The 21926-nt window shown below is 66.4% G+C and carries 24 protein-coding genes and 1 pseudogene; 22 read left to right on the top strand and 3 right to left on the bottom strand.

From position 1 onward, the window contains the following. The first annotated feature begins 11 nt into the window (after positions 1-11). From JKL46_RS04945 to JKL46_RS04915, 7 genes are all read left to right on the top strand, one after another. Entirely contained in the window at positions 12-1256 is a 1245-nt protein-coding gene (locus JKL46_RS04945) for a DNA-packaging protein (RefSeq protein ID WP_246529157.1), read from the top strand. An 860-nt stretch (positions 1257-2116) separates the two neighbouring features. Next, the gene (locus tag JKL46_RS04940; protein WP_201830366.1) at positions 2117-3292 is read left to right on the top strand and encodes a phage portal protein; all 1176 of its coding nucleotides are present in this window, start codon (positions 2117-2119) and stop codon (positions 3290-3292) included. A gap of 471 nt (positions 3293-3763) precedes the next feature. Further along, on the top strand, positions 3764-3964 hold the full coding sequence (locus tag JKL46_RS04935) for a hypothetical protein (protein ID WP_201830364.1): 201 nt from the start codon (positions 3764-3766) through the stop codon (positions 3962-3964). Continuing rightward, positions 3961-4110 carry a hypothetical protein gene (locus JKL46_RS04930; protein WP_201830362.1) on the top strand — a complete coding sequence of 50 codons (150 nt, stop codon included), beginning with the start codon at positions 3961-3963 and terminating at the stop codon, positions 4108-4110. The genes JKL46_RS04935 and JKL46_RS04930 overlap by 4 nt, the downstream gene beginning before the upstream one ends. Continuing rightward, complete coding sequence (locus JKL46_RS04925; RefSeq protein WP_201830360.1) at positions 4107-4640, top strand: HK97 family phage prohead protease; 534 nt, start codon at positions 4107-4109, stop codon at positions 4638-4640. Before JKL46_RS04930 ends, JKL46_RS04925 begins: the two co-directional genes overlap by 4 nt. Before the next feature lie 108 nt (positions 4641-4748). Next, the gene (locus JKL46_RS04920; RefSeq protein WP_201830358.1) at positions 4749-4952 is read left to right on the top strand and encodes a hypothetical protein; all 204 of its coding nucleotides are present in this window, start codon (positions 4749-4751) and stop codon (positions 4950-4952) included. A gap of 84 nt (positions 4953-5036) precedes the next feature. Further along, positions 5037-6275, top strand: coding sequence for a phage major capsid protein (locus JKL46_RS04915; protein ID WP_201830356.1), 1239 nt, complete (start codon positions 5037-5039; stop codon positions 6273-6275). A gap of 233 nt (positions 6276-6508) precedes the next feature. Here JKL46_RS04915 and JKL46_RS04910 read toward each other — a convergent pair whose 3' ends face one another. Continuing rightward, the gene (locus JKL46_RS04910) at positions 6509-7306 is read right to left on the bottom strand and encodes a S1 family peptidase (RefSeq protein WP_201830354.1); all 798 of its coding nucleotides are present in this window, start codon (positions 7304-7306) and stop codon (positions 6509-6511) included. Between the two features lie 345 nt (positions 7307-7651). Then, positions 7652-8395, bottom strand: a complete 744-nt coding sequence (locus tag JKL46_RS04905) for a S1 family peptidase (protein ID WP_201830629.1) — start codon at positions 8393-8395, stop codon at positions 7652-7654. A 24-nt stretch (positions 8396-8419) separates the two neighbouring features. Here JKL46_RS04905 and JKL46_RS04900 point away from each other — a divergent pair, with 24 nt between their 5' ends. The 7 genes and pseudogenes from JKL46_RS04900 (at position 8420) to JKL46_RS04870 (ending at position 12370) form a co-directional block, all read left to right on the top strand. Then, a complete protein-coding gene (locus JKL46_RS04900; protein WP_201830351.1) occupies positions 8420-8986 on the top strand; it encodes a head-tail connector protein in 567 nt (188 codons plus the stop codon). Between the two features lie 188 nt (positions 8987-9174). Continuing rightward, positions 9175-9510: a phage head closure protein gene (locus JKL46_RS04895; RefSeq protein ID WP_201830348.1), complete on the top strand. Its 336-nt coding sequence runs from the start codon at positions 9175-9177 to the stop codon at positions 9508-9510. Beyond that, the gene (locus JKL46_RS04890) at positions 9507-9917 is read left to right on the top strand and encodes a DUF3168 domain-containing protein (protein ID WP_201830346.1); all 411 of its coding nucleotides are present in this window, start codon (positions 9507-9509) and stop codon (positions 9915-9917) included. The genes JKL46_RS04895 and JKL46_RS04890 overlap by 4 nt, the downstream gene beginning before the upstream one ends. A 202-nt stretch (positions 9918-10119) precedes the next feature. Next, positions 10120-10530 carry a phage major tail protein, TP901-1 family gene (locus JKL46_RS04885; protein WP_201830344.1) on the top strand — a complete coding sequence of 137 codons (411 nt, stop codon included), beginning with the start codon at positions 10120-10122 and terminating at the stop codon, positions 10528-10530. A gap of 161 nt (positions 10531-10691) precedes the next feature. Continuing rightward, positions 10692-11024: a gene transfer agent family protein gene (locus JKL46_RS04880; RefSeq protein ID WP_201830342.1), complete on the top strand. Its 333-nt coding sequence runs from the start codon at positions 10692-10694 to the stop codon at positions 11022-11024. Between the two features lie 56 nt (positions 11025-11080). Beyond that, positions 11081-11251: pseudogene (locus tag JKL46_RS04875) on the top strand (phage tail assembly chaperone); the annotation flags it as partial. A gap of 441 nt (positions 11252-11692) precedes the next feature. Then, positions 11693-12370, top strand: a complete 678-nt coding sequence (locus JKL46_RS04870; RefSeq protein ID WP_210381254.1) for a phage tail tape measure protein — start codon at positions 11693-11695, stop codon at positions 12368-12370. 236 nt (positions 12371-12606) lie between these two features. On the opposite strand, the gene JKL46_RS04865 is transcribed toward JKL46_RS04870, so the two are convergent. Then, positions 12607-12849 carry an HP1242/YdcH family protein gene (locus tag JKL46_RS04865; protein ID WP_201830340.1) on the bottom strand — a complete coding sequence of 81 codons (243 nt, stop codon included), beginning with the start codon at positions 12847-12849 and terminating at the stop codon, positions 12607-12609. Positions 12850-12928: 79 nt separating this feature from the next. On the opposite strand from JKL46_RS04865, the gene JKL46_RS04860 reads away from it, so the two are divergent. The 8 genes from JKL46_RS04860 to JKL46_RS04825 all read left to right on the top strand — a co-directional run bounded on the left by JKL46_RS04860 (position 12929) and on the right by JKL46_RS04825 (position 21914). Next, positions 12929-13567: a DUF2460 domain-containing protein gene (locus JKL46_RS04860; RefSeq protein ID WP_201830338.1), complete on the top strand. Its 639-nt coding sequence runs from the start codon at positions 12929-12931 to the stop codon at positions 13565-13567. Between the two features lie 188 nt (positions 13568-13755). Beyond that, positions 13756-14646, top strand: coding sequence for a DUF2163 domain-containing protein (locus tag JKL46_RS04855; RefSeq protein WP_201830337.1), 891 nt, complete (start codon positions 13756-13758; stop codon positions 14644-14646). A gap of 179 nt (positions 14647-14825) precedes the next feature. Then, the gene (locus tag JKL46_RS04850; protein WP_201830335.1) at positions 14826-15254 is read left to right on the top strand and encodes an NlpC/P60 family protein; all 429 of its coding nucleotides are present in this window, start codon (positions 14826-14828) and stop codon (positions 15252-15254) included. Continuing rightward, on the top strand, positions 15254-19114 hold the full coding sequence (locus JKL46_RS04845; RefSeq protein ID WP_201830332.1) for a baseplate multidomain protein megatron: 3861 nt from the start codon (positions 15254-15256) through the stop codon (positions 19112-19114). Before JKL46_RS04850 ends, JKL46_RS04845 begins: the two co-directional genes overlap by 1 nt. An 87-nt stretch (positions 19115-19201) precedes the next feature. Further along, positions 19202-20740: a DUF2793 domain-containing protein gene (locus tag JKL46_RS04840; protein WP_201830328.1), complete on the top strand. Its 1539-nt coding sequence runs from the start codon at positions 19202-19204 to the stop codon at positions 20738-20740. A 9-nt stretch (positions 20741-20749) separates the two neighbouring features. Continuing rightward, positions 20750-21286 carry a glycoside hydrolase family 108 protein gene (locus tag JKL46_RS04835; RefSeq protein WP_201830327.1) on the top strand — a complete coding sequence of 179 codons (537 nt, stop codon included), beginning with the start codon at positions 20750-20752 and terminating at the stop codon, positions 21284-21286. A 12-nt stretch (positions 21287-21298) separates the two neighbouring features. Beyond that, a complete protein-coding gene (locus tag JKL46_RS04830) occupies positions 21299-21508 on the top strand; it encodes a hypothetical protein (RefSeq protein WP_201830326.1) in 210 nt (69 codons plus the stop codon). 82 nt (positions 21509-21590) lie between these two features. Then, the gene (locus tag JKL46_RS04825; protein WP_201830324.1) at positions 21591-21914 is read left to right on the top strand and encodes a PepSY domain-containing protein; all 324 of its coding nucleotides are present in this window, start codon (positions 21591-21593) and stop codon (positions 21912-21914) included. The last annotated feature ends 12 nt before the right edge of the window (positions 21915-21926 follow it).

The raw sequence follows: 21926 nt of genomic DNA, 5'->3' as shown, positions 1-21926 counted from the left end.
ATCTCGACCGGATGGTTCGACACTGGCCCGTGCGCTGCCGGCCCGAGCAGCGCCTGCCGGGCCTCGCCCGCGTGCACGAACCCTGGACGATCTGGCTCATGCTCGGCGGACGCGGCGCGGGCAAGACCCGCGCCGGCGCCGAATGGGTGCGCGGAATCGCGCTCGGCGATCCCGACTTCGCGCAAGGCTCGTCGCGGCGCATCGCGCTCGTCGGCGAGACTTTCTCTGACGCCCGCAACGTGATGATCGAGGGGCCGGCCGGCATCCTCGCCATTCATGACCGGCGCGAGCGCCCGGCCTGGTCGCCGTCCCTGCGCAAGCTCGAATGGCCGAACGGCGCGACAGCGCAGGTGTTCTCGGCTGAAGATCCGGATTCCCTGCGCGGCCCGCAATTCGAGGCCGCATGGGCGGACGAACTCGCCAAATGGAAGCACGTGGAGGAGACCTGGGACATGCTGCAGTTCGGGCTGCGCCTCGGGTTTCATCCGCGCCAGATGGTGACCACGACGCCGCGGCCGATCCCGCTGCTGAAGCGCCTTCTCGCCGATCCGCAGGTTGCGGTCTCGCGGATGCGCACGGCCGACAATGCGGAAAACCTGGCGCCGGTCTTTCTCGACAACGTGCTGCGCCGCTATGCCGGCACGCGGCTCGGGCGGCAGGAACTCGACGGCGACATCGTCGAGGATCGGCCCGACGCGCTCTGGACGCGCGACATGATCGAAAGCAACCGCGTCGATGCGGCGCCGCCGCTGATGCGCATCGTCGTCGCAATCGATCCGCCGGCCTCGTCCTCGAAGCGCGCGGATGCCTGCGGCATCGTCGCGGTTGGTATGGGCGAGGGCGGCGTCGCCTATGTTTTGGCAGATGCGAGCGCATCCGGATTGAAACCGCCCGAATGGGCGCAAAAAGCCGTTGCGCTCTATCGCCGGCTCGAGGCCGATGCGCTCGTCGTCGAGACGAACCAGGGCGGCGAGATGGCGAGTAGCGTGATCCGCGAGGTGGATTCCGCCGTGCCCGTGGTGAGCGTGCGCGCGACGCGCGGCAAGTATCTGCGCGCCGAGCCGGTCTCCGTGCTCTATGCGCAGAGCCGCGTGCGCCATGTGGGCGCGTTTCCCGAACTCGAGGACGAGCTCTGCGATTTCGGACCGGGCGGATTGTCGTCCGGCCGCTCGCCGGACCGCATGGACGCTCTCGTCTGGGCACTCACCGAACTGATGCTGCGCGAGAAACGCGAGCCGCGGGTGCGGGTGCTGTGAGCGATCTGCAGATGTCACGTCATGGCCGGCCTTGTGCCGGCCATCCCGATCCAAAAAAGCGAGGCGCCTCACATAAGCGAGATCACCGGCACTGGTCCCCGGATCAAGTCCGGGGAGGTGATGACGAAAAATATGAAGCAGAACGCGTGACAAAATTAGAACGCCCCAGCCGAAGGGAGTGTTCACGCACGTCTCCGGCCGGGGCGCCGTGACTCCCGTAGGGGCAAGAAATGGAGCCACGTCCAATGAAGCTATGCCTTCGCGGCCGATCCTCAACGCTCCTCATGGGGTGAGCCTTTCGGGTCAACGCGGCGCGAAAGAGGGATGACGACGACCGCGTTCGGCAAATGCTTGAGAAATTGCGTGAAGTGAGGGTGTTTCCGCTGCAGGGCTGGGGCGGATGGCAGTCCATCCGTGCCGATCCGCCCCGCCAACTGCCTCATGCCGTCCCCATAGGAAAGGACGACAGAGCCCGAGAAACTGAATGGTCGCGCCAGCCGAGGGGTAGAACCAGCTCGGCTGGCGCGTGAATGTCGTCGGGTATGCCCCCGCAACACCTAGAGATTACCCTAAGGCATGTGACGTCCCAATGACGAAACGGCCGAAACTGCCTCGATCTTCATCACCGCCTGCGGAAGTTGTCGCCAATCTGAATCGGCGCGAGGCAGCTCTGCTGTTTGCGATTGCAGAAAGTGTCATCCTCTCCGTCGTCATCCCCGGACTTGTTCCGGGGACCCACGTCTTTGTGGCGCTGCGGTTCCCAAGGCGTGGGTGGCCGCAACAAGTGCGGCCATGACGCGGGAGGTGTCATCACTCCACTCTCTCAAACCCCTCATGCCCGAAAGGGCAGGAGTCTCTTCATGCTCAACCGATTGACCCGCTGGCTGCAGGCGCCGCCTGAAGCCAAGGCCTCGCGTACGCAGAGCGCCATCGCGCTTTACATCGCCGGGCGCGCCGTGTGGACGCCGCGCGATTATGCGGCACTCTCCCGCGAAGGTTTTCAGAAGAATGCCGTCGTGCACCGCGCCGTGCGGCTGGTGAGCGAGGCTGCGGCGGCGCTGCCGCTCGTGCTCAAGGCCGGAGGCCGGGAGCTGTCCGAGCACGCGCTTCTCGCGCTTCTCGCCAGGCCGAATGCGCGCGAGGGCGGGCAGCGTTTTCTCGAGAGCCTCTATGGCCATCTCATGGTGTCGGGCAACGCCTATGTGGAGGCGGTGAGCATCGACGGCGTGCCGCATGAACTCCATGCGCTGCGCCCCGACCGCATGCGCGTCGTGCCCGATGCCGACGGCTGGCCCGCGGCTTATGAATATGCGGTCGGCACGCAGACCGTGCGCTTCGCGATCCGCGAGGACGAACCATCGGCGCCGATCCTTCATCTGACGCCCTTCCATCCGGCCGACGATCATTACGGCCTTTCGCCGATGGAAGCGGCGGCGACCGCGCTCGACATCCACAACGCGGCCGGCGCATGGAACAAGGCGCTGCTCGACAACGCCGCGCGTCCCTCCGGCGCGCTCGTCGTCGGCGGCGCAAGCCTCACCGATGCGCAGTTCGACCGGCTGAAAGTCGAACTCGAAGCGAATTATCAGGGCGCTGCCAATGCCGGCCGTCCGCTCCTCCTCGAGGGTGGCCTCGACTGGCGGCCGCTCTCGCTCTCGCCGAAGGACATGGATTTCGTCGAGGCCAAGGCCGCCGCCGCGCGCGAAATCGCGCTCGCCTTCGGCGTGCCGCCGCTGCTGCTCGGCCTTCCCGGCGACAGCACGCATGCGAATTACGCCGAAGCGAACCGCGCCTTCTACCGCCAGACGATCATCCCGCTCGTGAAGCGCACTGCGGAGGCGCTGGCCCATTGGCTCGCGCCCGCTTTCGGCGAAAGGCTCACGCTCGATCCCGATCTCGACGCCATCGAGGCGTTGGCGGACGAACGCGAAAGCCTCTGGCGGCGCGTGTCTGCGGCGGCGTTCCTGTCGGATGATGAGAAGCGCGAGGCCGTGGGCTACGGGCGCGCTGCGGGCGGGAAGGGCGGGCAGAGGTGAAAGCGATGGCGATCATCCCATCCTCGCCGTCATCACCTCCCCGGACTTGTTCCGGGGATCAGTGCCGGTGATCTCGATTTTTTGACGCCTCGCGCGTCACTGCATCGGATGGCCGGGACAAGCCCAGCCATGACGTGAGAGGGTGTCGTCCCGGACGAGCGAAGCGAGATCCGGGATCGTTGGACGAGGGTGGCGCGGATGTCCCCTCCCTCCTTGTGGGGGAGGGCTAGGGAGGGGTGTGTGAGCGAAGGCCTATGAAGGTCAGGCGCCAGCACCCCCCTCTCCAACTCTCCCTCACAAGGGGGGAGAGGGTTCCAGCGCCTCATCCTGTGCACGATCCCGGATCTTCGCTGCCCTTCGTCCGGGATGACGACGGGCTTGGGGTGCCTGCGCAGCCCTCGCGCATAGCCTTCAGGGAAGCCGACACGCTTCTCAACAACACTCAACGGAGTTCTTTCGCGAGAACAAATCATGAACATGTTCGATCAGATCACCGAGGCCGTCATCCGGCGCGGGGATCTTGCCCATCTCGCCCTGTTCGTCTGGGCGAGCGGGGCCTCCACCTTGCTTGCCATGACTCTGCGCGACCTGTTCGCGGCCAACCGCCGGTTCGATGCGTTCGTGCGCGAGCTGTCCCTCTTCAACCGCCGCCATTCCGGAGATTCCCCATGATCCGTTCCACGCCCCACACCCCACGCCGACCGAAGGTCGCGCGGGAGGGGCAGCACCGCGCGGCCCTGGTGTTCCGCGATTTCGTGCGCCAGCTCGAAAAGCTCGATGCGAAACCGCCGAGAACAGCGCGTGGAGCCCTGCGATGAAACCGCGTCTCGCGACGATCTACGAGCGCAAGTTCCTCGCCGAGCCTCTGAGCGCGGTCGATGCGGGCGGTGTCTTCGAAGGCTATGCCAGCCTGTTCGGCCTCGCCGATCTCGGCAAGGACGTGGTGATGCCCGGCGCTTTCGTGGACAGCCTGAAGAAGCGCGGCGTGCGCGACGTGCGCCTGCTCTGGCAGCACGATCCGGCGCAGCCCATCGGGCGCTGGATCCTCATCGAGGAGGACCGGCGGGGCCTGCGTGTGCGCGGCAAGCTCAACCTCGCCGTGGAGCGCGCGCGGGAGATTCACGCGCTGATGCGCGACGGCGCGGTCGACGGGCTCTCCATCGGCTTCCGGGTCGAGCGCGCGAGGGCGGAGCGGCCCACCGGCCTGCGGCGCCTGGAAAAACTCGACCTGTGGGAGATCTCCGTCGTGACCTTCCCGATGCTGCCCGATGCGCGGGTGGAGAGCGTGAAGGAAGCGCCCAAGCTCGCCGCCAGCATCCGCAAGGCGGCGGTTCGACTATTTTCCTGAACCTAGTCCGTGGGAGCGCGTTAGAAAATCGCCCGCATGGACGCGGAAAGCTGCGGGCCCTTTCCGATGAGGAAGGTGTCTCGTCTCCGCGCGTTTAGGGAGATTGTCATGAAGAAGCTCGCTTTCGTCGCGCTCCTCGGCCTTGCGGCTGCGGCCTGCACCACCACGGAGGAACGGGTCGGCGGCGCTGCGGTCGGCGCGGGCGTCGGGTCGGTGGCAGGACCTGTCGGCGCGGTCGCCGGCGGTGCGGTCGGTGCGGTGACCGGACCGACGGTCGCGCGGTCGGCGCGCAACACGGCACGGCGCATGTAAGTATTCCCCTCACCGGGAAATAAACGGGCCCGCCCTCCGGCGGGCCTTTTTCGTTGAAGTCTTTATTCAAACCGATTGATTGTGATGATCCAGATTTTAGACACCAAATCCGCATCCGACGACGTCGCCTCGGCGTTCGAGGATTTCGCCCGTGCCTTCGAGGCCTTCAAGGAAACCAACGACACGCGTCTCTCGCAGATCGAGACGAGGCTCACCGGTGACGTGGTGAACGAGGAGAAGCTCGCCCGCATCGATACGGCCCTCGACGACGCCAAGCGGCGCATCGACCGTCTCTCCCTGGAGCGCTCGCGTCCGCCCCTCGGACGCGGCACGGATGCGGAGCGCGATCCTGCCAAAGGAGAGCACAAGGCGGCGTTCCATTCCTATATCCGCACCGGCGAGGCCGCCGGCCTGAAGCGGCTTGAGGAGAAGGCGCTCTCCGCCGGCTCCGGCCCCGACGGCGGCTATCTCGTGCCCGACAACGTCGAGCGCGATGTGCTGCGCCGCCTCTCCGGCGTGTCGCCGATCCGTGCCATCTCGTCCGTGCGGGTGATTTCCGGCGGCCAGTACAAGCGCGCCTTCTCGACCACGGGCCCTGCCAGCGGCTGGGTCGGCGAGACGGCGGCGCGGCCGCAGACTGCAAGCCCGACGCTCGCCGAGATGAGCTTCCCGGCCATGGAACTCTACGCCATGCCGGCAGCGACCCAGACGCTCCTCGACGACGCGGTGGTCGACATCGAAAGCTGGATCGCCGAGGAGGTCGAATCCGCCTTCGCCGAGCAGGAGAGCACCGCCTTCGTGAAGGGCGACGGCGTCAACAAGCCGAAGGGCTTTCTCGATGTGGAGCAGGTGGAGGAGGAGATCTGGGAATGGGGCCGGCTCGGCACGGTCAATACCGGCGGCGCGACCTTCCCGGCCGACAATCCCTCCGACGTGCTCGTCGACCTGATCTACACCCTCAAGGCCGGCTATCGCCAGAACGCCTCCTTCGTCATGAACCGCAAGACGCAGAGCGCGATCCGTCGCTTCAAGGACGACAACGGCCAGTATCTCTGGGCACCGCCGGCAAGCCTCGGCCAAGCCGCGACGCTGATGGGCTTCCCGGTCGTGGAGGCCGAGGACATGCCGGACATCGCGGCCAATGCCTGTGCCGTCGCCTTCGGCGACTTCAAGCGCGGCTATCTCATCGTCGACCGTGCCGGCATGCGCGTGCTGCGCGATCCGTATTCCGCCAAGCCCTACGTGCTGTTCTACACCACCAAGCGCGTCGGCGGCGGCGTGCAGGATTACGCGGCGATCAAGCTGTTGAAGTTCGCGGCGTAACCCTTTCTGTCATCCCCGGCGAGCGCAGCGAGGGAAGGGGATCCACGATCAGGCTCGGCGTGATGGATTCCCTTCCCCTCCGATGGCTATGCCATCTCCGGCCGGGAATGACACTCTCGCCGTCATCCCCGGGCTTGTCCCGGGGACCCACGTCTTGGGAACCGCCGCGGTGCAAAGACGTAGGTGGCCGCAACAAGTGCGGCCATGACGTGGAGGTTACGGGACGACGACCCCTAATTCCCCGCCCAGGCCCCGTTCGCCGAAGCAAGGCTGCGCATGCTCGACGTGATCCAGCCGAGATGCTCGGCGATGGGCGTGACGGCGGTGAGGCCGCCGCAGGCGCTGGGGCGCGGGCTGCGCAAAGCCCCGCTCGACCAGCTGGTGATGCCGTAGAGCCGGTAGCCCGCCGAGGTTGCAGCAAGGATCGGCCCGCCGGAATCGCCGCGGCAGGCGCCGGCGCCGGTGGTCTCCGCGAGCCGGTTGCGGTCGGCCACGATCAGCACCCGGTTGGCGACCTCGATGGGGCCGAGCGAGATCAGGTTGGTCTGGCGGAGGGTGCGCGCCGTGCGCCGTGCGCGCTCGTCCAATACGCCGAAACCGGCGATCGTCACGTTGTCGCCGACATCGATCCGGCCCGCCTGGGATGGATCGAGGGGCAGGAATTCCGGCCCCAGCGGCCGATCGAGCTTCACGATGGCGAGATCGATCCCGGGCTGCGTGCGCGGCGTCGTGCCGGGCACGAAGGTGGGATGGATGGCGAGCGCGGCGACGTTGAAGCGCTGCGGCCGGAAGGCCCGGTTGAGGGCGCCGACGCGATAGGCGGCGCGATCCGTCACGCAATGGGCGGCGGTGAGCACCAGGTCCGGCCCGACGATCACGCCCGAGCAGAGCTCGCCGAGGGAGTTCTCGATGGAGACGACCGAGCGTCGCAAGCCGTTCGGGTCGCGCGAGGGAGCACCCTGCAGGACCGCTGAGGCCGGCTGAGCGAAAAGCGTAGAGACGGCAAGGGCGAGGACGGGCAGGGCGCGCATGGGATTCCGATGCCGTGAGGGATAATCGGGACGTTTAGGCAAGGCCAAGTCGTCAGGATAGTTCCTATGCCTTATGAATTTCTAACGGCGCTACGAAGGCATGATGGTGGCGCGTTGGCGCATTCGAGGCGATAGATCCCTCACTCGCCAGGAATGGCACCCTACACGTCATGGCCGCACTTGTTGCGGCCACCCACGTCTTGGAAGCGCGACGTTGCAAAGACGTTGGTCCCCGGGACAAGCCCGGGGATGACGGTGAGGGTTTCAGCCCCGGCGAGCGAAGCGAGGGATGGGGATCCAATTGTCGGCTTCGTCGCTGCTCGATGGTTGAGGAAACACGACGCGCTACCCCCCGCTCCACGAGGCCGAGCGGTTCCAGCCCTTCAGGATGCGGTCGATCCAGTCCCGCTGCGGGCCGACCAGGATGCCCTGGGTCACGCCTCCGCAGCCGCGGCCCTTGGATGGCGACGACCAGCTCGTGATCGCGGCGACCGCGGCCCCTGAGGCCATCGGCCCGCCGGAATCGCCCTGGCAGGCGCTCGCGGTGCCGGAGCCCTCCGCCCAGAGCAGGATGCGGCTCGGGCCGTAGGGCTCGACCGCGGTGAGCGACGCGGTGCGGAAGGTGCCGGAGGTCTTGGCGTCGCCCTCGCGGGAGAGCCCGTAGCCGCCGACGGTCACCGGCGTGTTCTCGGCGACCTTGACGGCGCTCAGCGTCGCGCGCTCGAACCGGGCGGGCAGGGACTCCGGAATGCGCACCAGGGCGAGATCGACGGAGCGCTGCCGGGTCTCGATGGCCTTGGCGTTGTAGCCGGGATGCACGGCCTTGGCGGCAGGCACGATCAGCTCCGGCTGGCCGGCCTCGTCGCGAAAGTGCACCCGGTGCTCGGCGGCGCCCGTGACGCAATGGGCGGCGGTGAGGACGACGTCCTTCGCCAGCACCACGGCGGTGCAGACGCCGCCGTTCGAGCTCAGCACCATCACGCTCGAGCGGGCGAGGGGGCCATCGTCCTCCCCACCGCCGACGATGGCGTTCGCCCCAGGCGCGCCGAGGGCGAGGGCAACAAGACAGAGCCTGACCAGACGTTTCATCACTTCGAAGGATTCCCGTTCAAGATGATTCCCATATTCATCGCCGGCCCCGCCGTCGAGCCCGTAACGCTCGGCGAGATGAAAACCTATCTTCGCCTCGACGATGACGACGGCACGCAGGATGAGCTGATCGCGGGCCTCGTCAAGGCGGCGCGCCTGACCGTCGAGGCGGCCTCGCGAAAAATCCTGATCGAGCAGCAATGGCGCGTGGTGCTCGACACCTGGCCCGCCGGCGGCACGGTTCTGCTGCCGCTCTCGCCGCTGATCGCGGTGGAGCGCATCGCGGTGACGGATGCCGCCGGCACGGCGGCGGATCTGCCGGCCGGTGCGTACGATACCGATCTCATGAGCGATCCGCCGCGCGTCGCGATGCTCGATCCGGTGCAGCCGGGCCGAGCGCGCAACGGCATCTCCATCGCGCTGCGTGCGGGCTACGGCACGACGGCCGAGGCAGTGCCCGCGACCCTGCGGCTCGCGATCCGCATCCTCGTCGCCCATTGGTTCGAGAACCGCGGCGACGTGGCGGGCGAGCAGATCCTGCCGCCCGAAGCCTTCGCCCTGGTCGCGCCGTTTCAGCGGGCGCGGCTTTGACGATCGCTGTTCCACTGTCATCCCGGGGCCGCGCAGCGGAGCCCGGGATCCATAGCCACAATCGGTGAAGGAAGAGATGCAACGCTGATCGCCCTTTCTTGAGACGTCGCGTTTATGGATTCCGGGCTCTCGCTACGCTCGCCCCGGAATGACAATGGGAAACTGACCTCCTTTCCATAGATATTCCCATGAAAACCAAATCTCTTTCCATCGGTGCGAGGGCGCGCCGGTTCGTGCTCGAATTGCCGCTCGATCACCCCGACGGGTTTGGCGGAATCATCCGCACCTATGCGCCGGGGCCGCAGCTCTGGGGCGCCATCGAGATGCTCTCCGGCACGGAGCGCGTGCGCGCCGACCGGCCCGAGCAGAGCCTCACGCACCGGATCACCCTGCGCTATCGCGAGGGTGTGACAGGCGCCATGCGCCTGACCTCGGGACTGCGCCGCTTCGCCATCCGCGCCGCCGCCGATCCCGACGGATCGAAGCGCGATCTCGTCTGCCTCGTCGAGGAGATGCGGGCATGACGAGCCCGATCCTGGCCCTGCGCCGCGCGATCCTCGACGTGGCATCCACTGATGCGGAGCTGCGTTCGCTGATGGGCGGCAGTTTACGTCTCTACGACGAGCCGCCGCGCGCCGCCGAGCCGGTCTATGCGCTCTTCGGCGACGTGAGCGCGAGCGACTGGTCGACCGATCTCGACCGCGGCCACGAGCAGAGCTTGAGCATCGTCGTTTGGTCCGAACGTGGCGGAGCGCGAACGGCGCTTGTCGCCGCCGAACGTTTCGCCGCCATCCTCGACGAGGCGGCGCTCACTCTCGACGGCCATCGCCTCGTCAACCTGCGCGTCACGGCGCTTTCCTCCGTGCGCGACAAGGACACGCAGCTCACACGAGCCACGGTGAGCCTGCGTGCGGTGACTGAGGTTGTGTGACACCGAGACACTTTAACACACTGTCATTCCGGGGCGGCTCGCAGAGCCGAGCCCGGAATCCATAACCACTGACATTACACAATTTGACGCAATGCGAAGCGCTCGCTTTCGAGGCGTCGAGTTTATGGATTCCGGGCTCCGCTGCGCGGCCCCGGAATGACAGTGGGGACCTTCTTTCCCCCACTCATCATAAGGACATCCCATGCCTGCACAGAAGGGCAAGGACCTGCTCATCAGGATCGGCGACGGCGGCAACGGCTTCGTCACCGTGGCGGGCCTGCGCACGCGCCAGATCGCGTTCAACGCCGAAACCGTCGACGTCACCCACGCTGAATCCGCCGGGCGCTGGCGCGAGCTTCTCGCCGGCACTGGCGTGCGTCGCGCCTCGATCGCCGGCTCCGGCGTGTTCAAGGACGAGGCTTCCGACGCGCGCATGCGCCAGGTCTTCTTCGACGGCGACATTCTCACCTACCAGATCGTCATTCCCGATTTCGGCCACATCGAAGGCCCGTTCCAGATCACGAGCCTCGAATATAGCGGCGACCATGCCGGCGAGGTCACTTTCGAGATGGCGTTCGAATCGGCAGGCGCGCTCGCGTTCGTGGCGATGTGATCGAGGCGCTAACCCTGTCGCCTAAATCCCTTTCCTCCGTCATCCCCGGGCTTGTCCCGGGGATCCACGTCTTTTGCAGCGCAGTTGTTCCGAAGACGTGGGTGGCCGGATCAAGTCCGGCCAGGACGGAAAGGGATTTCTTCAATCGGAAAGAAAAACATATGCCCAACAGACGACGCGGCGAGGTGGCGCTGCAGCTCGGCGAGGTGCGCTACACGCTCTGCCTCACCTTGGGAGCGCTTGCGGAACTGGAGGACGCCTTCGGCGTGCAGGATCTCGCGGCGCTCGGCGAGCGCTTCGGCACGGGGCGCCTGTCGAGCCGCGACCTGCTCACGCTGCTCCGCGTCGCCCTGCGCGGCGGCGGACATGCGATGAGCGATGCGGAGGTGGCGAACCTGCCGCTGCACGACGGCCTCGAGCCCGTGGCGGCGGCGCTCGCGGACCTTCTCGTCACGACCTTCGGCGGAGGCGATGGAACGCCGAACCCTCTCTAGCGCATCGTCCGGAGCCGGGGGATGCGCGATCCGAGCCCTATGCCTTCCCCTGGGACGACGCGCTGGCGCTGGCCTTGAGCATCCTGCGGTGGAGTCCTGAGACCTTCTGGCGCGCGACCCCGCGCGAGCTGATCGCGGCCTGGGAGGGATTGCCGGGCGGGCGAAGGATGGAGCCTGCGCTGAGCAGCGATCTCAGGCGGTTGATGGAAGCGTTTCCGGATCAGTGAAAGAATCAAGGATAAAGATGTTGACTGAAGGTCACCCCGTTGCGCCGGAGACATTCAACTTCCAGATCTTCCTTCAACTCGTCCCGCTCGCGGGAGGGTGGTCGTTTAGCGACTGCGTCGTTTGCTTCCTTGCGGCATGGGATCGAAAGTCGCTCCCACTGTTCGTCCGACATTGTCACTCTCCCGACGAATGTCGCGCCCTTCAATTCGGCGCACATGATGTAGATCTGTCTCCGTGTATATGTGGTGGACGGCATAGGCTCGGCTGAGGCTGTCGCCTTCCCTGCTTCGTAGGCGCATTCTTTTTCAATGCGGCTCCACTCGGTCGAGCTCAGTCCGGGCTTTTTAAATATCATCGTGGTCGGAGGAGTGCTGACGCAGGCAGATTGCAGAGCCACTAAGAGAATAGCGAGAATCAACCTCATTGATGGAGTGGAAATCTTGGCTGACCCAACAAAGCCTGCCGCCAAAGTCGGCGACGAAGAGATAGAAGACCGGAAACGCCAGCTCAACACCCTCACAGCCCTCTCCGAAAAGTTCGGCGAATCCCTGTCCATTGCTTTCGCGAAGAATGTCGCGGAAGGCAAGAAATTTGATAACGTTCTAAAATCCGTGCGCCAGTCTCTTGTGGAAACAGGGTTGCGCCTGGCCCTGGCGCCGCTTCAGCTCGCCTTGAGCCAGAGCGTGAAGGGGATGATGACGGGATCTCTCCAGGGATCGCTGCCGCTCGACGGCGGCGGCCTCATGGGCGGTCTCGTCAAGGGCTTGGGCTCGATCCTCGGCTCGCTTTTCGGCGCCGGCGGCCCGGCGCTCGCGAAAGGAGGCGTGATCTCGCGCGGCATGCTGATGCCGTTCGCCAAGGGCGGAGTTGTCGGCGCGCCGACCTATTTTCCGCTCGGGCGCGGGCTCGGCCTCATGGGCGAGCAGGGCGCCGAGGCGGTGATGCCGCTGGCGCGCGGGCCGGACGGGCGGCTCGGAGTTCGCACCGGGGGAGGAGGACGGCCGGTCTCCGTGACCGTCAACGTCACCACGCCGGATGCGGACAGTTTCCGTAGATCCGAGGCGCAGGTTTCCGCCGCCTTGGCGAGGGCCGTGGCACGCGGCCAGCGTGGGATGTAAGAGCTGCACCGATAACGAACCACAACCTTATCTTGAGAGGCTGGCTCGAAAAGAATTTTGCCCCCTAAGCCCTCATCCTGAGGGCCGCCGCAGGCGGTGTCTCGAAGGACGAGGGCGTTTCCAGAGATCACTGGATCCTCCTTCGAGACGCAGCTGCGCCGCTCCTCAGGATGAGGTGAGTGATTTATGAGCCAGCCTCTCAGGATCAGGTCCTAGGTGTTTTCAGGGCATTTTGCTCAACCGACGCGGTCGAGCATCGCCATGATCTCGTCCTTGATCTGCAGGCGGCGACGCTTGAGCTCTTCCTCGGCCTCGTCGGTCTGAGGCTCGACCCGCGTTTCGACCCGGTGGATGGTGCGGTTCAGCTCGTTGTACTCGTCGTAGAGCCGCGCGAAGCGGTTGTCGCTGGTCTTGAGCTGGTGAATCCGGTCGCGCTTGTCGGGAAAGTCTTCCGCGAGGTCGTTGGGAGCATTGCTCATCGCCTGCCGTCTCCTTGATAGGGGCCGCTTCGGGGTCAACGCCACCCCCATTCTTTCGTTTCAAGAACATGGATCCATCATGGCCTCCGATTTCCACGAGGTCCGCTTTCCGCTCGATGTCAGCCTCGGCAGCCGGGGCGGGCCGGTGCGGCGGACCGATATCGTCACGCTCGCTTCCGGCCGCGAGCATCGCAACAGCCGCTGGGCCGGTTCGCGCCGCCGCTACGATGCGGGCCTCGGCATCCGCACGCTGGATGCGCTGCACGGCGTCATCGCCTTCTTCGAAGAGCGGCGAGGCAGGCTCTACGGCTTCCGCTTCCGCGACCGCACCGATTGGCGCTCCGGCCCGCCCTCGCGGGAGCCGACGCCGCTCGACCAGCGCATCGGCACCGGCAACGGCGTGGAGCGGAATTTTTTGCTTGTGAAGAGCTACGGCTCGTCCTTCGCGCCGTACAGCCGGCCCATCGCCAAGCCTGTAGGCGGCACGGTGCGCGTTGCCGTCAACGGCGTCGAGCAGGCGGTGGGCACACAGTTCAACTGCGACCCCGCAACCGGCCTCGTGACCTTCGTCGTCGCGCCGCCCGCGGGCAACATCATCACCGCGGGCTTCGCCTTCGACGTGCCGGTCCGCTTCGACACGGACGAGCTCGACATCGACCTCTCCACCTTCGAAGCCGGCGGAATCCCGCAGATCCCGCTGATCGAGATCGTTCCTTGACGTTCTCGCGTAGTCCCTAACCCCACCCTCGCACGTCATCCCCGGACTTGATCCGGGGACCCACGCCTTTGCAACGCTGTGGATCCCAAGACGTGGGTGGCCGGGACTGATCCCCGGATCAAGTCCGGGGACGGCCATGACGTGAAGGGTCAGCCTGCGGACATCGCCGGCACATTTCGAGTCCAATCATGCGCACCATTCCCCAAAACCTCGCCGCTCATCTTGCCGACGGAACGACGACGCTTTGCCATTGCTGGAGGCTGATCCGGCGTGATGGCGTCACCTTCGGCTTCACCGATCACGACCGCGATCTCGTCATCAGCGGTACCCTCTATGCGGCGCGCTCAGGGCTCGAGGCGGCGGAGGCGAGCGCCGAGCTCGGGTTCGCCGTCGGCGGCGGCGAGGTGGCCGGCGCGCTGGTATCCGCCGGCATCACCGAGGACGATATTGCCTCAGGTCTTTATGACGATGCGAGCGTGGAAACCTGGCTCGTGAACTGGAGCAACGTGGAGGAGCGCATTCTGCTCGACATCGGCTCCATCGGCGAGATCAGGCGCGCGGACGGCAGCTTCGTCGCGGAGGTGCGCGGGCTCATGCATCGCTTCGACGAGGAGCGCGGGCGGCTCTTCCGCGCCACCTGCTCGGCCGATCTCGGTGACGAGCGCTGCGGCATCAACCTTGCCTCGTCGAGCTATTCCGATACGGGTACGGTGACGAACACAGACGGTGCGCTCACCATCGCCGCTTCCGGCATAGGCTTTTCGGACGGGTGGTGCAATGCCGGCAAGCTCACCTGGCTCAGCGGCGACAATGCCGGCATCTCGGTCGAGATCAAGGTTCATCGCGCGGTCAGCGGAACGGACGAGTTCGATCTGTGGCAGCGCGCGCCGCAAGCGATCAAGGCCGGCGACACGTTCCGCGTCACGGCGGGCTGCGACAAGACCCATGGCACCTGCCGGAAGAAGTTCGGCAACGCGGTGAATTTCCGCGGCTTCCCGCACATGCCCGGCAACGACTTCATCATCCGCATGCCGCAGCAGGGCGAGCCGGGGCTCGATGGCGGGAGCTTTTTCAGGTGATGGCGCTTCGTGTCCTGCACGCGCAACGCAATTCCCTCCCCCCTTGTGGGGGAGGGCTAGGGAGGGGGGTGCTGGCGCCCAACCTTCATAGATTAGCGCTCACACCCCCCCTCTCCAACTCTCCCCCACAAGGGGGGAGAGGGCCCGCCGCGTTTCCCGCTATGTATTCAATCACCATCATGCCCCAATCCGATCTCATCATCGCCGAAGCCCGCTCCTGGATCGGCACGCCCTATCGTCATCAGGCCTCGCTGAAAGGCATCGGCTGCGATTGCCTCGGGCTGCTGCGCGGAATCTGGCGCGGCGTGATGGGCGCGGAGCCTGAATTGCCGCCGCCTTACTCGCCGGATTGGGCAGAGGCGGGTGCCGACACGCTCGTCGCCGCCGCGCAAAAACATCTCGTCGAGATCGAGCCGGCGCATTTCCAGCCCGGCGACGTGCTGCTCTTCCGCTGGCGCGAGACGATGCCCGCCAAGCACTGCGCCATCGCGACCTCGTCCGACACCATGATCCACGCCCATGACGGCGCCGCGGTTGCCGAAGTCGCGTTTCGTCCCTGGTGGCGGCGTCATCTTTCCCACGCCTTTCGTTTTCCGGACAAACCCTGATGGCCACCATCGTTCTGCAAACAGTCGGTTCCGTCGTCGGCGGCATGATCGGCGGGCCGGTCGGCGCCATGGCGGGCCGGGCGCTCGGTGCGCTCGCTGGCGCTGCCATCGACAACGCGCTCTTTGCCGGCGACACCACGAAGCACGTGGAAGGCCCGCGCCTGAAGGATATCGACGGGCTCACCTCCACCGAGGGCGCGCCGATCCCGCGCGTCTATGGACGCGCCCGCATCGGCGGCCAGCTCATTTGGGCGACACGCCTCGAGGAGGCGGTGAACACGAGCAAGGATCGCTCCAACCAGGGCGGCAAGGGCATGGGCGGCGGGCCGAAGACCGTCACCACCACCTATTCCTATTTCGCCAATCTTGCAGTCGGCCTGTGCGAGGGACGCATCGCCTTCATCCGGCGCGTCTGGGCCGACGGACGCGAGCTCGATCTCAGCACCATCACCATGCGCCTGCATGCGGGCAGCGAGACGCAAAGCGCCGATCCGCTGATCGTGGCGAAGGAGGGCGCGCAACATGCGCCCGCCTATCGTGGGCTCGCCTATGTGGTGTTCGAGCGCCTGCCGCTCGCCGATTTCGGCAACCGCGTGCCGCAATTCTCCTTCGAGGTGATCCGTCCCGTCGACGGGCTCAACCGCATGGTGCGCGCAGTGTGCCTCATCCCGGGCGCGAGCGAGTTCGGCTATGATACCAAGCCGGTGATGCAGGTTCTGGATCTCGGCAAGACGCGGCCCGAGAACCGCCATCAATGGCAGCGCGAAAGCGACGTGACGGCCTCCCTCGATGCGCTGCAGGCCCTGTGCCCGAACCTGAAGCGCGTGTCGCTCGTGGTGAGCTGGTTCGGCGACGACCTGCGCGCCGGCTCATGTCTCGTCGAGCCGCGCGTCGACGTGAAGACCAAGAACACCGACGAGGTCACCTGGTCCGTGGCCGGGGTGACGCGCCAAGCCGCGAAGGCGGTGTCGCTTGCCGATGGCTCTCCCGCCTATGGCGGCACCCCCTCCGATGAATCCGTCATTCGCCTGATCAGGGATCTGAAGGAGCGCGATCTCGACGTCGTGCTCTATCCCTTCGTGATGATGGACGTTCCCTCCGGCAACTCCCTGCCGGACCCTTACGGCGGAACGGGCCAGCCGCCCTATCCCTGGCGCGGGCGCATCACCTGCGATCCGGCACCGGGCAGGGCGGGGTCTCCCGACGGCACGGCAGCGGCGGCAACGCAGGTCGAGCGCTGGTTCACGCGCAGCGCCGGCTTCAACCGCATGGTGCTGCATTATGCTGGTCTCGCGGAGGAGGCCGGCGGCGTTCAAGGCTTCATTCTCGGCAGCGAACTCGTCGGCCTCACGCGCGTGCGGTCCGCATCCGGTGTCTATCCGGCGGTTGCGCGGCTGAGAGCACTGGCCGCGGAGGTGCGCGACATCCTGCGCGCGTCGACCAAGATCGTCTACGCCGCCGACTGGACGGAATACGGCGCGCATGTTCTCGACGGCGGCAGCGAGGTACGCTTTCCCCTCGATTCGCTCTTTGCCGATGACGATATCGATGCGGTCGGGATCGATTATTATCCGCCGATCTCGGACTGGCGCGATTCTCCGAACCATGCGGATCTCGCCGCGGCCCGGAGCATCAACGACGTCGATTACCTGCGCGCGCGGCTCGGCAGCGGCGAGGCCTTCGACTGGTACTATGCCAACGCGACCGAGCGCAACGCGCAGACGCGCCGGCCGATCGCGGACGGCGCCTATGGCAAGCCGTGGGTCTTCCGGCAGAAGGATCTCGTCTCCTGGTGGTCGAACCGGCACATCGAGCGCGTGGACGGCGTCGAGATCGGCGCGACCTCCTGGCGTGCGCAGTCGAAGCCGATCTGGCTGACCGAGATCGGCATTCCCGCCGTCGACAAGGGCCCGAACGGGCCGAACGTCTTTCCCGATCCGAAGTCCTCGGAATCGGCCTTTCCGCCGTTCTCTCGCGGCGTGCGCGACGATCTCATCCAGGCGCGCGGCCTGGAAGCGATTCTTTCACGCTTCGATCCGGCCCAGCGCGGATTTTCGGCAGAGTACAATCCGGCATCGACCGCCTATAGCGGGCGCATGGTGGACCCGGACAATGTCTTCGTCTGGGCCTGGGATGCGCGGCCCTTTCCGGCCTTTCCCGATTTCGACATCGTCTGGTCGGACAGCGTCAATTGGGAGACCGGCCACTGGATCACGGGGCGCATCGAGGGCGCGACGCTCGACCGGCTGATCGCGCGCATCCTGCGCGATTACGGTTTCGCCGATCCCGGCCCCATCCCCGTCGACGGTTTCGTCGATGGCTATGTGATCGACAGGCCGATGTCGGTGCGCGGCGCATTGGAGCCGCTGCTGCGCCTGTTCGGCATCGATGCGGTCGCACGTGGCGGCGGCATCGCATGGCAGGGGCGCGGCGGACGCGCCGCGGTGCAGCTGGCAAGGGACGATCTCGTGCTCGGCGACAAGGAGCCTTCGCTCAAGCTCACCCGCGCGCAGGAGACCGAGCTGCCGCAGCAGTTGGAGGTCGGCTTCACCGAGAGCGATACGGATTACCGCCGCGCGGCGGTGGCCTCGCGGCGCCTGTCCGGTGCGAGCCGGCGGGAGGCAAGGGCGGACAGCGCCGTCGTCACCCGGCGCGCCGAGGCGCAGCGCCTGGCGGATACATGGCTGCAGGATCTCTGGGCCGGCCGCGAAGGCGCCGAGTTCGAATTGTCGCCGCGGCGCATCGATCTCGAACCGGGCGACATCATCGCGGTGCCGACAGACGCGGGCGAGAAGCTGCACCGCATCACGCGCATCACTGACGGGCCGACGCGCAAGCTCAGCACGCGTGCGGTCGAGCCCGCCGTGTTCGAGCGGCCGGGCTCCGCGATCCCGCGTCCGGCGAGGCGCCCCCCGCCGGTCCCCGGCAAGCCGCTGGCGATCGTGCTCGATCTGCCGGTGGCCTTCGGCGAGCCGGCCGCCCTGCAATATATCGCGGTGGCTGCTGATCCCTGGCCCGGTGCCGTGACGATCTGGCGCTCTGGCAATGGCGCGAGCTATGCGCCCTATCGCATCCTCGACCTGCCTGCATTGGTCGGGCGGACGACGTCGGCGCTCATGCCGGGACCGCTCTGGCGCTGGGATCCGCACGCGGTTCTCGATGTCGCGTTGTCTTCCGGCGCGCTCAGCTCCGTCGACGACGAAGCGGCTCTTTCGGGGAGAAACATGTTCGCGCTGCAGGGTGCCGGCGGTCGCTGGGAAATCCTGTCCGCCGCGCGGGCCGAGCTGATCGGCGAGCGCAGCTATCGTCTCTCGCATTTCCTGCGCGGCCTTGCCGGCTCCGAAGCCGAGGCCGCGCGCGCGGTCCCGGAGGGATCGCTGATCGTGAAGCTGGACGAAGCGGTTGCTCCTCTTACCGCGAACCTGCAGGATCTCGGCCAGACCTGGCGCTACCGGATCGGCCCTTCGGGCCGCGACCATGGGGATGCGTCCGTGACCGAGATCGTCGCGACCGTGCCGCGTGAGACGCTCCGGCCCTTCGCTCCCGTGCATGTCGCCGCAAGGCGCGAAGCATCTGGGATCCGCATCGCATGGATGCGCCGCACCCGTCGTGACGGCGATGGGTGGGATGCGATCGATGTCCCGCTTGCCGAAGACGCGGAGCGCTACGAGATCGACATTCTCGATGCCGGGGCCGTGCGCAGGACGCTCGCAAGCGTGCAGCCTTCAGTCCTTTATGCCGGTGCGCAGGAAATTGCCGATTTCGGCGCGCCGCAATCCGCGCTCGCCCTGCGCGTCGTGCAGATGAGCGCCGTTGCCGGGCGCGGCTTCGAGCGGCTCGTTACCGTTCCCGTCCGCTGACAATCACCACGTCATGGCCGGGGAGGTGATGACGTGAGGGTGTTGTCGCCACCGATTTTGCATGTCCTTTCCGGAGAGAATCTTCCGATGCCGTCGACACCCCATCTCGCCCTGCCGCTCATCGCTGCGGCGCAGGCGCAAAAGCATGTCACCCACAACGAAGCGCTCGCATCCCTCGATGCCCTCGTGCAGCTTGCCGTGAAGGAGCGCGGCCGCAATGCGCCGCCGGCTTCGCCCGCTGAAGGCGACCGCTATCTCGTCGGTCCCGGGGCAACGGGCGCCTTCGTCGGCCGGGCGGGCGACATTGCGCTGTTCGATCTCGGCGCCTGGCGCTTTCTCACGCCGCGTGCCGGATGGCTCGCCTATGTCGAAGCCGAGGATCTGCTCGTCCTTTTCGATGGTGCGGAATGGGAGGTCTCCGGCGCTTTGCCGGAGGAGATCCACAACCTGCAGCGGCTCGGCCTCGGCACGATTGCCGACGGCATGAACCGTTTTTCGGCAAAACTCAATGCGGCCCTGTTCGCGGCATTGCCGGAGGCAGAGGGCGGGACCGGCGATCTGCGCTTCGTGCTCAACAAATCCACCGAGGCGGATGTGCTCTCGCAGCTCTACCAGCGCGGCTTCAGCGGCCGTGCGGAGACCGGCCTGATCGGCAGCGACGATTTCGCAATCCGCGTTTCGCCCGATGGCAGCGAATGGCGCGATGCGCTCCGCATCGATCGCGCCAGCGGTGTCGTGTCCTTTCCCTGCGGCGTTGCCGATGTGCCGCGGCCAAACCTTCTCGTGAATGCAGGGTTCGTCGTGAACCAGCGCCGGTTCGCAGGCGGCGCTCTCGCGGCGGGCAGCTACGCCTTCGACCGCTGGCGCGCAGGGCCCGTCGGCTGCTCGCTCGGCCGTGCGACCGACGGCACGATCAGCCTCTCCGGTGCCGTCGAGCAGGTCGTCGATGTCGCCCATGCCGCGGCGGAGCTCGGGATGGCGAGTTTCGCCGGCGCTCCGCTGACCTTGTCCGTGGAGAATCCGTCCGCACCCCTGTCGGTTCTCATCGGCACGAAGGCTGCGACGATCCCGGCCGGCTCCGGCCGACGCGCGGCGAGCGTGACGCTCGATGCCTCCGAGACCGGCAACGTTCTGGTGCGCCTGCATTCCGCCGAAACATGTCTGTTCAGGCGCCTGAAGCTGGAGCTCGGATCCCACGCGACCATCTGGGCGGGGACGCCGATCGAGATCGAGGAGTTCCGCTGCCGGCGCACCTTCCAGCGGCTGCCCGTCAGCGGCGGGACGACAGCGGTCCTTCTGACGCTAGGGCAGCGCTCGGCAAGCAACATAATCGACCTTCCGGTCACTCTTCCGGTGCCGATGAGAGCCGATCCGGTGCTCGTCACCAGCGGTTTCACTTGGTTGAACAACTCGCCGACCGGCAACCAGGTCGGCTTCTACAACAACAGCGCGGCGAACTGGTCTTCGCTCTCCGGCGCATTGACGGTGACGACTTTGACCTCGCCCGGCGCCTCCGGCCTGGTTTTGAGGTTTCAGGCTGGAACATCGTTCACCGGCGTCGCCGGAGCCGTGGGATATCTTCATCTCGGCAGCCAGGCCTTCATCGCCCTGCAGGCGGAACCGTGAGGATCGCACATGAGGCCTTTTACGCCGTCATTCGAACAGGCCGTGAACCTCGTGCTGGAGCATGAGGGCGGCTTCGTGCAGCATGCGAGCGATCCGGGCGGAGCGACCAATTTCGGCATCACCCGCGCAACCCTCGAACGGGCGAGGGGACATCCCGTCTCCCTCGACGACGTCCGCAGGCTGACCCGCGGGGAGGCTGTCGCCATCTACAGGCGTCTCTATTGGGATGCCCTGCGTGCGGAGGAGCTGCCGCCGGCGCTCGCTCTCACCGTCTTCGATCTCGCGGTTCATTCCGGCCCGCTGCGGGCCGTGAGAATGCTGCAGGCCGTGCTCGGCATCGAAGCCGACGGCATCGTCGGGCCGGTAACGCTCGCCGCCGCTCGAGAGGCCGATGAGCCGCAGACGATAGCCCGCCTGACGCGCATGCGACTTCGCTTTCTCCGCCACCTTGCCGCCTGGCCCGTCTTCGGACGCGGTTGGGAGAGGCGTGTTTTCGTCACCGAGCGGGAGGCTCTCCGGCTCGCATCCCTGTCATCCATCGACTGAAGGATATTTCCCATGCTGGATACCAAGACAATTCTCGCGAGCCGCACCGTCTGGGCCAACCTGATCGGGCTTGCCGCCCTGGTCCTCGGCCTCTTCGGCTTCGACGGTTCCGCGCTGACCACGGGCGCCGTCGAGGAAGCCGTCGTTCAGCTCCTTGCCGCAGGCAGTTTCATCGCCTCGACCGTGTTCAGAATCCTGGCCACGAAACAGATTCTGAATTAGAAGCATTTTCAGAGGGTTGGAGCGCTTCCGTTCAGGGACGGCATTCAGAATTCGTTCATTGCGGCAAAGGCATGGTTTTTTCATGCGTCTGGTTTGGCTGGTGATAGGGCTCCTGGGGCTCTTGGGAATGATGGGTGCGGCGCAGGCGCAGAGCGCGTCGGCGGCCCTCAAGAATTGCCTGCCGCCCCGCGAAATGCAGGAAACGGTGGCTGCGAAAGGCGTCGTCGCCCCGGCCGCTGCCGTCATGACGGCGCGGCGGCAGGTTCCCGGCGCCGATGTCGTCAGGGCCAGCCTGTGCCGCAATAGCGATGCCCTTGTCTATGTGATCATGGTCCTGCAAAAGGACGGTCGCATCGTACAGGTGATGATCGACGGCTCCTCCGGCCGTGTGAAGTCGGTCCAGTAAGGAAAGCTCGAA

It is taken from the genome of Microvirga zambiensis WSM3693 (assembly GCF_016735695.1).
Classification (GTDB): domain Bacteria; phylum Pseudomonadota; class Alphaproteobacteria; order Rhizobiales; family Beijerinckiaceae; genus Microvirga; species Microvirga zambiensis.
The sequence above is the reverse complement of the archived record's forward strand: the minus strand, read 5'-3'. Positions and strand labels throughout refer to the sequence as shown.

What these genes read in the sequence shown, in the direction of transcription:
- JKL46_RS04830 (WP_201830326.1), top strand. Translation starts at nt 21,299, where the DNA reads ATGCTGGATACCAAGACAATTCTCGCGAGCCGCACCGTCTGGGCCAAC.
- JKL46_RS04855 (WP_201830337.1), top strand. Translation starts at nt 13,756, where the DNA reads ATGCGCACCATTCCCCAAAACCTCGCCGCTCATCTTGCCGACGGAACG.
- JKL46_RS04925 (WP_201830360.1), top strand. Translation starts at nt 4,107, where the DNA reads ATGAAACCGCGTCTCGCGACGATCTACGAGCGCAAGTTCCTCGCCGAG.
- JKL46_RS04920 (WP_201830358.1), top strand. Translation starts at nt 4,749, where the DNA reads ATGAAGAAGCTCGCTTTCGTCGCGCTCCTCGGCCTTGCGGCTGCGGCC.
- JKL46_RS04915 (WP_201830356.1), top strand. Translation starts at nt 5,037, where the DNA reads ATGATCCAGATTTTAGACACCAAATCCGCATCCGACGACGTCGCCTCG.
- JKL46_RS04835 (WP_201830327.1), top strand. Translation starts at nt 20,750, where the DNA reads ATGAGGCCTTTTACGCCGTCATTCGAACAGGCCGTGAACCTCGTGCTG.
- JKL46_RS04905 (WP_201830629.1), bottom strand. Translation starts at nt 8,395, where the DNA reads ATGAAACGTCTGGTCAGGCTCTGTCTTGTTGCCCTCGCCCTCGGCGCG.
- JKL46_RS04850 (WP_201830335.1), top strand. Translation starts at nt 14,826, where the DNA reads ATGCCCCAATCCGATCTCATCATCGCCGAAGCCCGCTCCTGGATCGGC.
- JKL46_RS04930 (WP_201830362.1), top strand. Translation starts at nt 3,961, where the DNA reads ATGATCCGTTCCACGCCCCACACCCCACGCCGACCGAAGGTCGCGCGG.
- JKL46_RS04885 (WP_201830344.1), top strand. Translation starts at nt 10,120, where the DNA reads ATGCCTGCACAGAAGGGCAAGGACCTGCTCATCAGGATCGGCGACGGC.
- JKL46_RS04840 (WP_201830328.1), top strand. Translation starts at nt 19,202, where the DNA reads ATGCCGTCGACACCCCATCTCGCCCTGCCGCTCATCGCTGCGGCGCAG.
- JKL46_RS04935 (WP_201830364.1), top strand. Translation starts at nt 3,764, where the DNA reads ATGAACATGTTCGATCAGATCACCGAGGCCGTCATCCGGCGCGGGGAT.
- JKL46_RS04895 (WP_201830348.1), top strand. Translation starts at nt 9,175, where the DNA reads ATGAAAACCAAATCTCTTTCCATCGGTGCGAGGGCGCGCCGGTTCGTG.
- JKL46_RS04910 (WP_201830354.1), bottom strand. Translation starts at nt 7,306, where the DNA reads ATGCGCGCCCTGCCCGTCCTCGCCCTTGCCGTCTCTACGCTTTTCGCT.
- JKL46_RS04825 (WP_201830324.1), top strand. Translation starts at nt 21,591, where the DNA reads ATGCGTCTGGTTTGGCTGGTGATAGGGCTCCTGGGGCTCTTGGGAATG.
- JKL46_RS04860 (WP_201830338.1), top strand. Translation starts at nt 12,929, where the DNA reads ATGGCCTCCGATTTCCACGAGGTCCGCTTTCCGCTCGATGTCAGCCTC.
- JKL46_RS04945 (WP_246529157.1), top strand. Translation starts at nt 12, where the DNA reads ATGGTTCGACACTGGCCCGTGCGCTGCCGGCCCGAGCAGCGCCTGCCG.
- JKL46_RS04890 (WP_201830346.1), top strand. Translation starts at nt 9,507, where the DNA reads ATGACGAGCCCGATCCTGGCCCTGCGCCGCGCGATCCTCGACGTGGCA.
- JKL46_RS04900 (WP_201830351.1), top strand. Translation starts at nt 8,420, where the DNA reads ATGATTCCCATATTCATCGCCGGCCCCGCCGTCGAGCCCGTAACGCTC.
- JKL46_RS04940 (WP_201830366.1), top strand. Translation starts at nt 2,117, where the DNA reads ATGCTCAACCGATTGACCCGCTGGCTGCAGGCGCCGCCTGAAGCCAAG.
- JKL46_RS04845 (WP_201830332.1), top strand. Translation starts at nt 15,254, where the DNA reads ATGGCCACCATCGTTCTGCAAACAGTCGGTTCCGTCGTCGGCGGCATG.
- JKL46_RS04880 (WP_201830342.1), top strand. Translation starts at nt 10,692, where the DNA reads ATGCCCAACAGACGACGCGGCGAGGTGGCGCTGCAGCTCGGCGAGGTG.
- JKL46_RS04865 (WP_201830340.1), bottom strand. Translation starts at nt 12,849, where the DNA reads ATGAGCAATGCTCCCAACGACCTCGCGGAAGACTTTCCCGACAAGCGC.